Here is a 14170-nt window from a genome sequence, read left to right on the forward strand (position 1 = left end):
GCCGACTGCCCGGCACCCCGACCCGCATCCACCAGCACCTGAACAGGGGCGAGGGAGTCCTCCCTGTTCCTGCTGTTCCTGCGGGAGACGAGAGACGAGCACCCGCCCTAGCCGTCATAACAACCTATTGACATGACATTTGACAGACGGCATCGTACTTCATCGGAGGGTGCCTCTAAAGCGCTCCAAAGCCGTCGCGGTGCCCGCGCCGTGCCGGGATGGCGGGGGCTCCGGAGTGAAGGGAACCAGTGTGATGCCGTACGAAGTGCTGACCATGGGCCGGGTCGGAGTGGACGTGTACCCGCTCCAGACGGGCGTGGGGCTGGCGGAGGTCACCTCGTTCGGCAAGTACCTGGGCGGCAGCCCGACCAACGTCGCGGTCGCGGCGGCACGGTACGGCCACCGTGCCGCGGTGATCACCAAGACCGGCCGGGACCCCTTCGGGGACTTCGTCCGCACCGCGCTCGACGGCTACGGCGTCGACCCCCGCTTCGTCGGCACGTCGGACATCGCGCCGACCCCGGTGACGTTCTGCGAGATCTTCCCGCCGGACGACTTCCCGCTGTACTTCTACCGCCTGCCCAAGGCCCCCGACCTGGACATCCAGCCGGACGAACTGGACCTGGCGGCGGTGGCGGGCGCGGGGATCTTCTGGGTCACCGGCACCGGCCTGAGCGAGGAGCCGAGCCGCTCGGCGACCCTGGCCGCCCTGGCGCACCGGGCCGGGTCGGGCCCGACGGTCTTCGACCTGGACTGGCGGACGATGTTCTGGGCCGACCCGGCCGAGGCCCGGCCGTACTACACGGAAGCCCTCCGCCACACCACGGTCGCGGTCGGCAACCTCGACGAGTGCGAGGTCGCCACCGGCGAGCGCGAGCCGTACGCCGCCGCCGAGGCGCTACTGGCGGCGGGCGTGGAGCTGGCCGTGGTCAAGCAGGGCCCCAAGGGCGTCCTCGCGATGGACCGCGACGGCTCGGTCGCCGAGATCCCGCCGGTGCCGGTCGACGTGGTCAACGGCCTGGGCGCCGGTGACGCCTTCGGGGGCGCGCTCTGCCACGGGCTGCTCTCGGGCTGGGACACGCGCCGCACGGTGGCCTTCGCGAACGCGGCCGGAGCCATCGTCGCGGGCCGCCTGTCCTGCTCCGACGCCATGCCGACCGAGGCCGAGGTCGAGGCGAAGCTCCGCGAGGCCTCCCCCGCCCCCGCCGAACGAGAGGTGTGACGACGTGCCGTCCGACAACGTGAGCCGGATCGTGACCGCCCGGGTCAACGACCCCGGAGCCGTCGCCGCCGCCGCGGCACGCCGGGTGAGGGCGACCTCGATGCTGGGCGAGCACGGCAAGGCGATGATCATCGCCGCCGACCACCCCGCCCGCGGCGCCAACGGCGTCGGCGCCGACCCCGGCGCCATGGCGGACCGCCCGGAACTCCTGGACCGCCTCTGCACCGCCCTGGAACGCCCGGGCGTGACCGGCGTCCTCGGCACCGCCGACATCCTGGAGGACCTGCTCCTGCTCGGCGTCCTCGACGGCAAGACCGTCTTCGGTTCCATGAACCGAGGGGGACTCGCCGGGTCGGTGTTCGAGATCGACGACCGGTTCACCGGGTACGACGCCGAGACCATCGCCGACATGGGCTTCGACGGCGGCAAGATGCTCACCCGTATCGCGCTGTCCGATCCGGCCACCCCGTCGGTCCTGGAGAACACGGCACGGGCCGTCAACGAGCTCAACGACCGCCGGCTGATCGCCATGGTCGAGCCGTTCCTCTCCGAGTGGCGGGACGGCAGGATCCGCAACGACCTCTCCACCGACGCCGTGATCAAGTCGGTCACCATCGCGTCGGGGCTCGGCCGCCGTACCGCCCACACCTGGCTGAAGCTGCCGGTGGTCCAGGACATGGAGCGCGTGCTCGCCGCCTCCACCCTGCCCGCGCTGCTGCTGGGCGGCGAGGTCACCGACCCCGAGGCGGCCTTCGCCTCCTGGGGCCGGGCCCTGAAGCAGCCCACCGCGCAGGGCCTGGTCGTCGGCCGCTCCCTGCTCTACCCCGCCGGCGGCGACGTCGCCGGTGCCGTCGACAAGGCGGTGGGCCTGCTGTGAGCGACGACCACCGCCGTCCGGGAGACCGGCTGCCCTTCGGAGCGCACCGATGAAGACCGTACGACTGACCACCGCCCAGGCCCTGGTCCGCTTCCTCGCCGCCCAGTACAGCGAGCGGGACGGGCAGGAGCAGCGTCTGATCCCCGGCGTGTGGGGCATCTTCGGACACGGCAACGTGGCCGGCATCGGGCAGGCCCTCCTCCAGGCGGCCACCACCGGCGAGGCGGACCTGCCCTACTACCTGGCCCGCAACGAACAGGGCATGGTGCACGCGTCGGTGGCCTACGCGAAGATGCGCGACCGGCTCGCCGCCTTCGCCTGCACGGCCTCGACCGGGCCGGGCTCCACCAACATGATCACGGGCGCCGCGCTGGCCACCACCAACCGCCTGCCCGTGCTCCTGCTCCCCTCCGACATGTTCGCCACCCGTGCCGCGGACCCGGTGCTGCAGCAGCTGGAGGACACCCGCGGCGGCGACGTCACCGTCAACGACGCGTTCCGCGCCGTCTCGAAGTACTTCGACCGCGTCCAGCGCCCGGAGCAGCTGATCCCGGCCGCGCTCGCGGCGATGCGGGTGCTGACCGACCCGGTGGAGACCGGTGCCGTCACCCTCGCCCTCCCGCAGGACGTGCAGGCCGAGGCGTACGACTGGCCGGTCGAGTTCTTCCGGCGACGGGTGTGGCACGTGGGCCGCCCGGTGCCGGAACCGGCCGCCGTGCAGCGGGCGGCGGCCCTGCTGCGCACCGCGCGGAAACCGCTGATCGTGGCCGGCGGGGGTGCCGTGTACTCCGGCGCCGAGACCGCGCTGCGCGCCTTCGCCGAGGCCACCGGCATCCCGGTCGCCGACACGCACGCCGGCAAGGGCGCGGTGGCGTGGGACCACCCCTGCGCGGTCGGCGGCATCGGGTCGACGGGCTCGTACGCGGCGAACGAACTGGCGCGCGAGGCCGACGTCGTCCTCGGCATCGGCACCCGCTACTCCGACTTCACCACCGCCAGCCACACCGTCTTCGGCAACCCGGACGTCGCCTTCGTCAACCTCAACGTGGCCCGCCTGGACGCCGTCAAGCACTCCGCGGAGCCCCTCGTCGCGGACGCCCGCCTCGGCATCCAGGCCCTCGCGGGGGCTCTGGACGGCTGGGAGGTCTCCGAGGATTACCGCCGCCGTACCCGTGAACTCATCGCCCGCACACGGGAGATCGAGGAGGCCTGCTTCCACGTCGGGCACGGCCCGCTGCCCGCGCAGACGGAGATCCTCGGCGCCCTGAACGACGTCCTGGACGACCGTGCCGTGGTCATCAACGCGGCCGGGTCCATGCCGGGTGACCTGCAACAGCTGTGGCGGGCCCGCGACCCGAAGGCCTACCACGTCGAGTACGCCTACTCCTGCATGGGCTACGAGGTGGCCGCGGGCGTCGGCGCGAAGATGGCCGACCCGTCGCGCGAGGTCGTCGTACTCGTGGGTGACGGCTCGTATCTGATGATGGCTCAGGAGATCGTCACCATGGTCTCCGAAGGGCTGAAGGTCGTCATCGTCCTGGTCCAGAACCACGGCTTCGCGTCCATCGGCGCCCTGTCGGAGTCCCTGGGCTCGCAGCGGTTCGGCACCAAGTACCGCTACCGGGACGGCGATTCGGGCCTCATCGACGGTGACGTGCTCCCCGTCGACCTCGCCGCCAACGCCTCCTCCCTGGGCGCGGACGTCCTGCACGCCGCCTCCGTCGACGAGTTCCGCTCGGCGATGGAGAAGGCGAAGGCGGCCACCCGCACCACGGTCGTGCACGTCGAGACCGACCTCTACGGCCCCAACCCGCCCGGCCACGCCTGGTGGGACGTCCCGGTCAGCCAGACCTCCGCCCTCGATTCCACCCGCACGGCGTACGAGACCTACGCCGCCCACAAGCGCGCCCAGCGTCACTACCTCTAAGGACACCCCTCCCGTGAACACCATCCCGCACTGGATCAACGGCGCCGAGGTCACCACCGAGACCACCGCCCCCGTGTTCAACCCGGCCACCGGCGCCGAACAGGCCCGTGTCGTCCTCGGCACCGCCGCGGAGGTGGACGCCGCCGTCCGGGCCGCGGGTGCCGCCTTCGAGTCGTGGTCGGAGTCCTCGCTCTCCCAGCGCACGCAGGTGATGTTCGCCTTCCGCCAGCTGCTCGTCGAGCACGAGGAGGAGCTGGGCCGGATCATCTCCGCCGAACACGGCAAGACCGTCGACGACGCCCGCGGCGAGATCACCCGCGGCCGTGAGGTCGTCGAATACGTCTGCGGGCTCGGCGACGTCCTCAAGGGCTCCTTCTCCGACCAGGTCTCGCGTGGCGTCGACGTGCACAACTTCCGCCAGCCCCTGGGCGTGGTCGCCGGCATCACACCGTTCAACTTCCCCGCGATGGTCCCGCTGTGGATGCACCCCGTCGCCATCGCCACCGGCAACACCTTCATCCTCAAGCCGTCCGAACGCGACCCCTCCGCCGCCAACTTCGTCGCCGAGCTGTACCGGAAGGCGGGCCTCCCGGATGGTGTCTTCAACGTCGTGCACGGCGGCAAGGACGCCGTCGACGCGATCCTCACCCACCCCGGCATCGAGGCCGTCTCCTTCGTCGGCTCCACCCCGATCGCCAAGTACGTCCACGAGCAGGCCACTTCGCACGGCAAGCGCGTCCAGGCCCTCGGCGGTGCCAAGAACCACGCCGTCGTCCTGCCCGACGCCGACCTGGAGTTCGCCGCCGACCACATCACCGCGGGTGCGTACGGCTCGGCGGGCGAACGCTGCATGGCCGTCTCCGTCGCCGTCGCGGTGGGCGACGCGGCCGACGCGCTGGTCGCGGTCCTGGAGCGCAAGGCGAACGAGGTGAAGGTCGGCCCCGGCGACGCCCCCGGGACCGACATGGGCCCGCTCGTCACCAAGGCCGCCCAGGAACGCGTCGAGAACGCCGTCGGCACGGCCGCCGCGCAGGGCGCCACCGTCGTCGTCGACGGCCGCGGCCTGAAGATCGACGGCCACGAGAACGGCTTCTTCACCGGCCCGTCCCTCCTCGACCACGTCACCACCGACATGGACGCCTACCAGGAGGAACTCTTCGGACCGGTCCTCGCCGTCGTCCGCGCCGAGAGCCTCGACCAGGCCATCGACCTCGTCAACGCCAACCCCTACGGCAACGGCACCGCCCTGTTCACCGCCTCCGGCGAAGCCGCCCGCCGCTTCCAGCGCCGCATCAAGGTCGGCATGATCGGCATCAACGTCCCCGTCCCGGTCCCGATGTCGTACTACTCCTTCGGCGGCTGGAAGGACTCGCTGATCGGCGACTCCCCGATCCACGGCCCCGAAGGCATCCGCTTCTACACCCGCCCCAAGGTCGTCACCACCCGCTGGCCCCAGCCCGCCCATCAGGTCACCGCGGGCTTCACCTTCCCCACCTCCAGCTGACCGAGGCTGAACCTGGTCAGGCCGAACTCGTGCCCGTTGATCTGCAGATGTACGGCATGGGTACCCGGGTAGTAGACGCGCGTGCTGATCGGGCGGAACGAATGAGTGCGCCGCACCTCGGCCGATTCTCCGGGGGCCAGGCTGCGCTTGGTGAGCTTGAAGACCTTGGGTGCCGTCTTCCCGTTCGCCTTCATGTGGTGGATGACGTAGTCGATGGCCAGTGAGACCGGCCCGGCCGAGACGTTGGTGATGTGTGCCGTGAAGTCGATCGTCCCGCCCAGGGGGACGGCGGTTTCCGCCAGCAGGGGTCCCACGACGCTGAGTTGACCGGGGTCGCCGTGGAAACCGACCAGCTCCAGGGCGGCCGGCTCGCCCTTCTTGACGAGGGTGCGCATCGCGTGGCGCACCAGGGCGGGGGTGGTCGGCTCCGGGTTCCGCAGCCACCGCGCGGCGGTCCCGGCGGCCAGCTCGGCGTCGAGACGGGAGATGTCGTTGAGATGGTTCGCCACGGAACGGCGCACGTCCTGCGACGCGTCGGTGTGCAGTCTGTCCAGCAGGGGAACCGTGGCGGCGGGGTTGCGGTTGAGCTCGGGAACCTGCCGGGCCCACGGGAGCTTGGGACGGCTGCCCTCGCTGGCCAGTCGCCGCACGGCCGGGTCCGGGGAGTCCGTCCAGGTCAGTGCCGTCGCCAGGGTGCGGTCCAGATCCGCGTTGAGGAAGGTACGGAGCGCGAACTCGCCGGTCAGCCGTGGCGTGAGCCGGGCGAGCAGGTCCAGGCCGGCGTCGAAGTGCCCGCCGGTGCCGGATTCGGTGGCCGCGACGGCGACGGCCTCGGTGACCGGCCAGATCATCCAGCCGGTCAGGTCGGCACGGGACAGGGCCTGCCGTACCGCGTGAGCGAGCCGCTCGAAGTCGTTGCCGGAGTCGGCGAGAAGGGCGTCGGCCACCGCCCGCGCGCGTTCGCCGAGACCGAGTGGACCGAGCGTGGTCGGGCTGTCCGCGACCGTGCGCCAGCGTGAGGTTCCGGGGGCGGCCTCCTGGAGGATGACAGCCAGGCGGCGGATGCTGTCGGGGCTGATCAGCTCGTCGGCTGTGGGCACGGTTCCTCCAAAGCGGTTCTTTCCGGCGAGTTTTCTCCGGCGGTTTTCTCCGGCGAGTTCTCTCCGGCGGGTTTTTTCCACGGTCACGGCCGTCGGCGAGCGCCGGGCGCAGGGCCTGCCGGGTGACCTCGAAGGCGGTGTCGACCGGGAAGCACCCGGGGCCGGACTCGCCGTCGGCCCGGCACGTGACCAGCCACCGCATCCACCGCATCCACTCCCGCAGCACCTCCCGGACGGGACGGTCCGCCGATTCCAGCCGCTGCCCGGCCCCGGCCGACCCGGTTGCCCGGCAGGGCTCCCACACTAGCCTCGCCGCGCTCGACCATGGCCGCAGAAATACGGATACAGAGTAGCCGTAACACATGCGGCCCCCTTGACACGACCACCTTATCGGCAACACTGTAGCCGTTATGAGCATCTGGTCTGAGCCTCAGCCCGATTCGCGGTTCGTCGTGGTGGACGGTCTGCGGATCCACTACAAACGCGCCGGGCACGGCCCGGCGCTCGTGCTGCTGCACGGCAGCGCCTCGTCGCTACAGCACTTCGACCGCGCCGCGGGGCTGCTGGCGGAGTCGTTCGACGTCATCCGCCCCGACCTGCCGGGGTTCGGGCTGACCGGCCCCCGCGAGGACCGGGACTACCGCGTTCCGGCCTACGCGGCGACGGTGGCAGGCCTCCTGGCGGAACTGGGCGTGCCGCGCTACGCGGTGGCCGGCAACTCGCTCGGCGGCAACATCGCCTGGAACCTCGCGCTGGACCACCCGCCACGGCTGACCGGCCTGGTCCTGGTCAACGCCACCGGATACCTGGAGAAGACCCTGCCCGCGGGCCTGCGCCTGACCCGGAACCCGGTGCTGCGCCCGGTCCTGCGTCGGGTGATGCCGCGCGGCGCCGTCGAACGCAACCTGCGCGCGAACGTCGGCTCCCGCTCGAAGATCGTGGACGACGCCATGGTGGACCGGGCCCATCAGCTCATGAACCGGCCCGGGAACCGCTCGGCCTTCGTCGACTTCTGCAACACCGACCAGCCCGACCGCACCGCACAGCTCCCCCGGGTCGCGGTGCCCACGCTCGTGCTGCGCAGCGCGGGCATCGACGGCCAGCGCTTCGCCCGCGACATCCCCGGCGCCCGGGAGCTGGTCCATCCCCACGGCGGACACCTGCTGCCGGAAGAGGAACCGCGGTGGGTCGCCGACGCGATCGCGGAGTTCCTCGGCCCCTGCACGGACGCCCCCACGCACTGAGGCCAGGGAGGCCCGTTCCATGAGGTACTTCGTCGCACCGGGCGAGGACCGCAGGCTCACCGCCGACGCACGGCGAACCCTGCGCGGCAGTTTCACCGAGCTGTCCGACGGCGTCACGCACTACGAGCTGACGGGCCCCGAGGGCGGGGACGTGGTCGTGATGGCGGGCGGACTGACCATCCCGCTGTTCTACTGGGACGGCCTCGTCGCCGAGCTGCACGCCCACGGGCTGCGGACGCTGACGTTCAGCGCGTACGGCCGCGGCTACTCGGACCGGGTCCGGGCACGCTACGACGAGACGCTGTTCGCGCGGCAGCTGGCCGAGCTGACGGACCGGCTCGGTGTGACGGCGCGGCCACTGCACCTCGTCGGCACCTCGATGGGCGCGCTGGTGGGGATGGTGTACGCCGCCCGGTACCGCCCGCTGGTGTCCACCCTCACCCTCGTCGGACCCGCCGGCCTCGCGAAACCCCGGCCGACCTCCCCGCACCGGCTGCTGCGCAGCGACCTGCTGGCCGGTGCCGTCGCCCGGCGGCGCGGCCTGCGGATGCTCCGGGGACACCTCGGGCACAACGTCCGCGACCCCGAACTCGGCGCGCGGCTGACGGAGACGGTCCTCGACTCCCTCCGCTTCGAGGGCTCGCTGTACGCGGTCTTCGACACGCTCCAGCACCTGCCGGTCTCCGGCCGTGACGACCTCTTCCGGCGGACGGGGGAGCTGGGCATTCCGACGCTGCTCCTGTGGGGCGACGAGGACACCGTCACACCGCCGGACCACTTCGGGACGGCGCGCACCCTGCTGAGGCCCCAGCACCATCACGTCATTCCCGCATGCGGGCACATGGCCCCGCTCGAACGGCCCCGCGACGTCGCCGACCAGCTCGTCCCGTTCGTGGCCGCACGCACCGAAAGGCTCGACTCATGAACAACCCGCAGGCCGTCGACGTGCTGATCGTCGGCGCGGGCCCCTCGGGCGCCGCCCTGGCGATCGACCTCGTACGCCGGGGACTCGACGTGCGGATCGTCGACAGGTCGCCCCACGCCTTCGACGGTTCCCGCGCCAAGGGCGTCCAGCCCCGCAGCCTCGAAGTGCTCGAAGACCTCGGTGCCCTCGACGCCGTGCTGGCCGGCGGCAGCGTCTACCCCCGGCTCGGGCTCCACGCGGGCCCCTTCGCCGTGCCGTGGAAGATGTTCCCGCACAAGGAGGCGACCCCGGACGTCCCGTACCCGAACACCTGGCTGATCCCCCAGTTCCGTACGGACCGCGCACTGCACGCGCGGCTCGCCGGACTCGGCCGCGGGATCGAGTTCGGCCGGGAGCTGACCGGGCTGACGCAGGACGCGGACACGGTCGTCGCCGAGGTGGCGGGCCCTGACGGCACGGAGGAGGTCGCCGCCCGCTATGCCGTGGGCGCCGACGGCGGTTCCAGTACGGTGCGCAAGCGGCTCGGCATCGGTTTCGCCGGGTCGACGGACGACAGCGACCGGATGCTCATCGTCGATGCGACGGTGACCGGTCTGGCCCGCAACCGGTGGCACATGTGGCCCGGCCGCGGCGGCAGGCTCGTCGCCGCCTGCCCGCTCCCCGGCAGCGACGTGTTCCAGTGGATGATCCGCCTCACGCCGGACGAGGAACCGCCTTCGGAGCGGGACGACATCCTCCGGCGGATCCACGACCACACCCACGACCGGCGCATCCAACTGCACGCCATCCACTGGAAGTCGGTGTTCCGGCCCAACATCCGGCTGGCGGAGAGCTACCGCCGAGGACGCGTCCTCCTCGCCGGCGACGCCGCGCACGTCCACACCCCGGCCGGCGCGCAGGGCCTCAACACCGGCATGCAGGACGGGTACAACCTCGGCTGGAAGCTCGGCCAGGTCCTCGCCGGGGCGGATGCGGCACTGCTGGACACCTACGAGGCCGAGCGGCAGCCGATCGCCGCCGGGGTGCTGGGCCTGTCCACCGAGAAGTGGGGCGGCATCGCCAGGCTCGACCCGTCGAGCATGAAGCGGGGCAAGGACGAGCAGCAGCTCGCCCTCACCTACTACGGCGGCCCGCTCGCCCCCGCCGACGGCGAGCGCACCGGCACCCTGCGCGTCGGCGACCGCGCCCCGGACGCCGAACTGCTCGGCACCGACGGCACCCGGACCCGGCTGTTCGACGTCTTCCGCGGGCCGCACTTCACCGCCGTCGCCTACGGCCCCGGTGCCGCCCGGGACCTCGAACGCCTCGCCTGGCCGACGGCCGGCGCCCGCCTGAAGCGGATCGCCGTCGGGGCGGCCCCGGGCGACGGCCTCGCCCTCTCCGACCCCGGGCACACGCTGCGCGGCGCCTACGGCCTGACCGGCGACACGCTGCTGTTGATCCGTCCCGACGGCTATGTCGGGCACATCGCCACCCGGGACCTCCTCACCACCACACAGACCGCCGCGCGCGCGATGACGCCGCGGCCAGGGAGCCGCACCGTGTCCCGGCAGGGCCGCACCTCCCCCGGTTCGGGGGCCACCGCATGAGCCGCACCCTGCTGCGCGGGGCGCGGGTCGTCACGATGGCACCGGACCGCCCCGACGCCGAACACGTCGACATCCTCGTCGACGGCGACCGCATCGCCGCCGTCGGCGGGAACATCGAGGCGGCCGACGCCGAGGTCGTCGACCTCTCCGGCCGCATCGTCGTCCCCGGCCTGGTCAACGCCCACCTGCACACCTGGCAGACCGCGCTGCGCTCCGCGGGGGCCGACTGGACGCTGATGGAGTACCTCACGCGCCTCCACGGAGCGTGCGCCGGGCACTACACCCCCGCCGACATGCACATCGCCAACCTCGCCGGCGCGCTGAACCAGATCAACTGCGGTACGACGACCGTCGGCGACTGGTGTCACAACGTCCTGACCCCCGAGCACGCCGACGCGGCCGTCGAGGGACTCGCCCAGGCCGGGATCCGCGCCGTCTTCCTGCACGGCACGCCCTACCGCGCGCCGGAGATCCCCCACCCGCTCGCCGAGATCGACCGGCTGCTCGGCGGCCCCGTCCGCGACCACCCCCTCCTCACCCTGGGCATGGCGCTCCAGGGGCCGCAGTACTCCTCCGCCGAGACCGCGGTGGCCGACTTCCGGGCCGGCGCGGAACGCGGTCTCGTCGTCTCGGCGCACCAGAGCGGCGGGGAACCCGCACCCGGCTGGGACGCGCTGCGCGCCGCCGGGCTGTTCGGCCCGCTGACCAACATCGTGCACGGAGCCGGCCTGCCCGACGACTGGATCGGAACGCTCGTCGCAGCGGGCGCCACCTTCACCACCACCCCGGAGAACGAACTGGGCCAGGGACACGGCACACCCGTCACCGGGTCCCTGCTGCGCCTGGGCGCGGCGCCCTCCCTGGGGACCGACATCGACACAGCCGTCCCCGGCAAGCTGCTCACCGCGGCCCGGATCGCCCTGGCCCACCAGCGCGCCCTGGACCACGCCAGGCACCGGCGGACGACCGGCGGCCACGCCGACGCTCCGTCGGTCACCGCCAAGCAGGCGCTGGCCTGGGCCACGGTCGAAGGGGCGAGGGCCCTGGGTCTCGCCGACCGGGTGGGCCGGATCGCGGTGGGCCTCCAGGCCGACCTGGTCGCCGTCGACGCCCGGGCGTTCAACCTGTGGCCCGCGCACGACCCGGTCGCCACGGTCCTGCACGCCGACATCGCGAACATCGAAGCCGTGATGGTCGCGGGCAGCTGGCGCAAACGGGATTTCGCCCTGCCGGCAGCCGGCCTCGACGACATCAGGGAACAGTTGCGCGCCTCCGGAGAACGGCTGTTGCGCACCATCCGTGAAACCGCCTGACCCCTGCTCACGGACGCATGGGACGACACCCGCCCAGGAGGCCTCGGACCACACGACGCCTGGCGGATCGACCCCGGCCGCCCCGCCGCCCCGCCGTCCCGCCGTACGTCGTCAGACGTCGTCGCGCATGCGGGCAAGCCCGCTGAGAAGGAGTTCGAGCCCGAAGGAGAACTCGTCCTCGATCGGAACGGGCATCGAACCGGCCACGGTGACGGTCGCCGGGAACAGTTCCGGATCCACGCCCTGGAAGACCGCGGAAAGGTGCGCCTCGTCGGGTTCCCCCGCACCGCCGTGCCCGTTGACCTGAATGGCGAACCCGAGGACGTAGCGGGCCAGGGTCGCGTACGCGTGCGCGGCCGTGCGCGGCGGGAAGCCGCTGTCGAGCAGCACCGCGACGCAGTGCTCCCGCAGCGCCATCGCGTTCGGCCCCAGCGGAATCTGCTCGACCATCAGGCGCGCGGCGTTCCGGTGCCGGGCCAGGGCGTCGAACATGGTGTGCGCGACCGTCCGCAGCGCCTGCTGCCAGCCCATCGCGAGGAGGTCGTCGCCGTTCAGGCGCACGGCGCCGAACATGCGGTCCACGACGTGGGCGACGAGCGCCGCCCGGTTGTCGAAGTGCCGGTACAGCGTGGCCGTACCCGAACCCAGGCGCTGGGCCAGCGTCCGCATCGAGAGCGCGTCGGCACCGTCCTCGTCGACGATCTGCAGAGCGGTGGAGACGATCCGCTCCAGCGGCACCGGCGGACGCCCCGGCGAACGCCGCGCCGGCTCCGCCCCCGCTCGTGAGCCGGTTGCTGCCACGGAACGTCCCACCTCCTCGGCCAGCACCATAACAGCAACGCCGTATCCGCTATGTGACCGGTGCCGGCGGGCTCAGTAGCCGACGGTGAAGCGGCGGTTGAGGTGTCGGGGGTCCTCGATCTCGTCCACGAGGGCGACGGCGTAGTCCTCGTAGGAGATGCGGGCCCGGCCGTCCGCGCCGGCGACCGGGTGGTCCAGGCCCGTGCGGTAGCGGCCGGTGCGCTCCCCCGGTGCGAAGTGCACGGGCGGCGGGGAGAGACAGGTCCAGGTGACGTCGGAGCCGAGGCCGAGGTAGGCGTCGAGGGCCTGGATCTGGCCGACGGCGTAGGGCTTGAACTCCTCCGGGAAGCCGGGTCCGTCGAAGAAGCGCACCCCGTCGGCGTCGAGGAGGCTCGCCCCGCCGCCCATGTGCAGGATGCGGGGCCCGGCCGGGGCGAGGGCCCGCGCGGCCGAGGCGACCGACGCCACGGCGTCGGTGTACAGGCGGGCGTCGGGTCCGCCCACGGTGACCACCAGCGCGTCGGCGCCCTCGGCCAGGCCGGCGACCGTCCCGCGATCGGTGACATCGCCGGACACCAGCCGCACCCCGCCGGGCACCGAAGCGGTCCGCGAGCGGTCCCTGACCACCGCGGTGACCTCGTGCCCCCGTGCGGCGGCCTCGGCGACGACACGGGAGCCGGCCTTTCCGGCGGCCCCGAACACCACGATCCTGCTCATCGTCCGCGTTCTCCTTCCTTGTCCGGTACGGCAGTTCAGGCGTCCGTCGTCGCGCCGAAGAGATACTGGTTGCCGATGTCGATCAGGAACGGGCCGCCGTAGGCCGGGTAGCGCTCCAGGATCGCCTTCCTGTACGCCTCGCCGTCGTCGCCGAGCAGTTCGCGCGCGGCGGCGAGGTACCCGCGCAACTCGGCGTAGACGGCGGGCGAGGCGGGCAGCCCGTGCCCGGCCAGGATCGTGTCGTACGAGGTGTCGGCGGCCAGGGTGTCGAGGGCCCGCTGCCAGCCGTCGATGTCGTTGTTGCCCAGGAACAGGTGGGTGGCGTGGTAGACGAGGTCCTGGGCGACCAGGATGCCCTGCTCGGGCAGTCGGACGACGAGTTCGTCGGCCGCCTCGCCGCCCGTCACGGCCTCGAAGACGAACCGCACGCCGTCGATGACCTCGGTACCGGGGCTGATCCCGACGGTCGGCGTGACGTCGGTGACCGGGACGAGCGTGCCGGTCGGGTCCTGGGCGTCACCCTGGGCGGCGATCTGGTCGCGCACGGCGGGCAGCGCGTGCACGGGTGCGCCGAAGCGGGCCGCGCCGTGGAAGTGGTCGGGGTGGGCGTGCGTGACGATCAGCCGGTCGATCGGCTTGCCCAGCCCCCTGGCGTAGGCGACGACCTCGTCGGCGTACCCCAGCGCGTACTGCGCGTCGACGGCCACGATCCGGCCGGGGGTCTCGATCAGCTGGGTGGTGACATTCAGACTGTCGTCCGGTGCCATGTAGCTGTGGACGCGGACCGTGCCCCTGTCGATGACCGTCACCGTGCCGTTCATGCCGCTCTACTTCCTGTTCAGGCGGTATCCGAAAACCGTCGTTGCCCCCACTGTCGCCCGCGGGTCATGGCCCGGGCGAGATACGCTGGAGACTCCTGATGGTCAAAGACGGACATGAGCGGGGTTTCCC

At 72.3% G+C, this 14170-nt stretch carries 12 protein-coding genes; 8 read left to right on the forward strand and 4 right to left on the reverse strand.

Annotated features, from left to right (window positions below; translation table 11 throughout):
- Positions 1–253 precede the first annotated feature (253 nt).
- The 4 genes from iolC to AB0D74_RS11225 are packed head-to-tail and all read left to right on the forward strand — an operon-like array spanning position 254 to position 5530.
- Positions 254–1222: a 5-dehydro-2-deoxygluconokinase gene (gene iolC / locus AB0D74_RS11210; protein WP_362583330.1), complete on the forward strand. Its 969-nt coding sequence runs from the start codon at positions 254–256 to the stop codon at positions 1220–1222.
- A 4-nt stretch (positions 1223–1226) separates the two neighbouring features.
- Positions 1227–2099: an aldolase gene (locus tag AB0D74_RS11215; protein ID WP_362583333.1), complete on the forward strand. Its 873-nt coding sequence runs from the start codon at positions 1227–1229 to the stop codon at positions 2097–2099.
- A 49-nt stretch (positions 2100–2148) separates the two neighbouring features.
- Positions 2149–4026 (forward strand): 3D-(3,5/4)-trihydroxycyclohexane-1,2-dione acylhydrolase (decyclizing), encoded by a 1878-nt coding sequence (gene iolD, locus AB0D74_RS11220; RefSeq protein ID WP_362583336.1) that lies wholly within the window; start codon positions 2149–2151, stop codon positions 4024–4026.
- A 13-nt stretch (positions 4027–4039) separates the two neighbouring features.
- Positions 4040–5530 carry a CoA-acylating methylmalonate-semialdehyde dehydrogenase gene (locus AB0D74_RS11225; RefSeq protein WP_362583339.1) on the forward strand — a complete coding sequence of 497 codons (1491 nt, stop codon included), beginning with the start codon at positions 4040–4042 and terminating at the stop codon, positions 5528–5530.
- On the opposite strand, the gene AB0D74_RS11230 is transcribed toward AB0D74_RS11225, so the two are convergent.
- Positions 5491–6630, reverse strand: a complete 1140-nt coding sequence (locus tag AB0D74_RS11230; RefSeq protein WP_362583342.1) for a DNA alkylation repair protein — start codon at positions 6628–6630, stop codon at positions 5491–5493. The two genes, AB0D74_RS11225 and AB0D74_RS11230, sit on opposite strands and share 40 nt — an antisense overlap.
- 410 nt (positions 6631–7040) lie before the next feature.
- Here AB0D74_RS11230 and AB0D74_RS11235 point away from each other — a divergent pair, with 410 nt between their 5' ends.
- The 4 genes from AB0D74_RS11235 to AB0D74_RS11250 are packed head-to-tail and all read left to right on the forward strand — an operon-like array spanning position 7041 to position 11701.
- Positions 7041–7874 (forward strand): alpha/beta hydrolase, encoded by an 834-nt coding sequence (locus AB0D74_RS11235; RefSeq protein ID WP_362583346.1) that lies wholly within the window; start codon positions 7041–7043, stop codon positions 7872–7874.
- 19 nt (positions 7875–7893) lie between these two features.
- Positions 7894–8799: an alpha/beta hydrolase gene (locus AB0D74_RS11240; protein WP_362583349.1), complete on the forward strand. Its 906-nt coding sequence runs from the start codon at positions 7894–7896 to the stop codon at positions 8797–8799.
- A complete protein-coding gene (locus AB0D74_RS11245) occupies positions 8796–10388 on the forward strand; it encodes an FAD-dependent oxidoreductase (protein ID WP_362583351.1) in 1593 nt (530 codons plus the stop codon). Before AB0D74_RS11240 ends, AB0D74_RS11245 begins: the two co-directional genes overlap by 4 nt.
- Positions 10385–11701 carry an amidohydrolase family protein gene (locus AB0D74_RS11250; RefSeq protein WP_362583354.1) on the forward strand — a complete coding sequence of 439 codons (1317 nt, stop codon included), beginning with the start codon at positions 10385–10387 and terminating at the stop codon, positions 11699–11701. Before AB0D74_RS11245 ends, AB0D74_RS11250 begins: the two co-directional genes overlap by 4 nt.
- A gap of 111 nt (positions 11702–11812) precedes the next feature.
- Here the strand turns inward: AB0D74_RS11250 and AB0D74_RS11255 are convergent, their stop codons facing one another.
- From AB0D74_RS11255 to AB0D74_RS11265, 3 genes are all read right to left on the reverse strand, one after another.
- The gene (locus AB0D74_RS11255) at positions 11813–12439 is read right to left on the reverse strand and encodes a TetR/AcrR family transcriptional regulator (protein WP_362584210.1); all 627 of its coding nucleotides are present in this window, start codon (positions 12437–12439) and stop codon (positions 11813–11815) included.
- A 135-nt stretch (positions 12440–12574) separates the two neighbouring features.
- Positions 12575–13219, reverse strand: coding sequence for an NAD(P)H-binding protein (locus AB0D74_RS11260; RefSeq protein WP_362583357.1), 645 nt, complete (start codon positions 13217–13219; stop codon positions 12575–12577).
- Between the two features lie 35 nt (positions 13220–13254).
- A complete protein-coding gene (locus tag AB0D74_RS11265; RefSeq protein ID WP_362583360.1) occupies positions 13255–14040 on the reverse strand; it encodes an MBL fold metallo-hydrolase in 786 nt (261 codons plus the stop codon).
- Positions 14041–14170 lie beyond the last annotated feature (130 nt).

It is taken from the genome of Streptomyces sp. NPDC048278, from assembly GCF_040652195.1.
GTDB lineage: Bacteria > Actinomycetota > Actinomycetes > Streptomycetales > Streptomycetaceae > Streptomyces.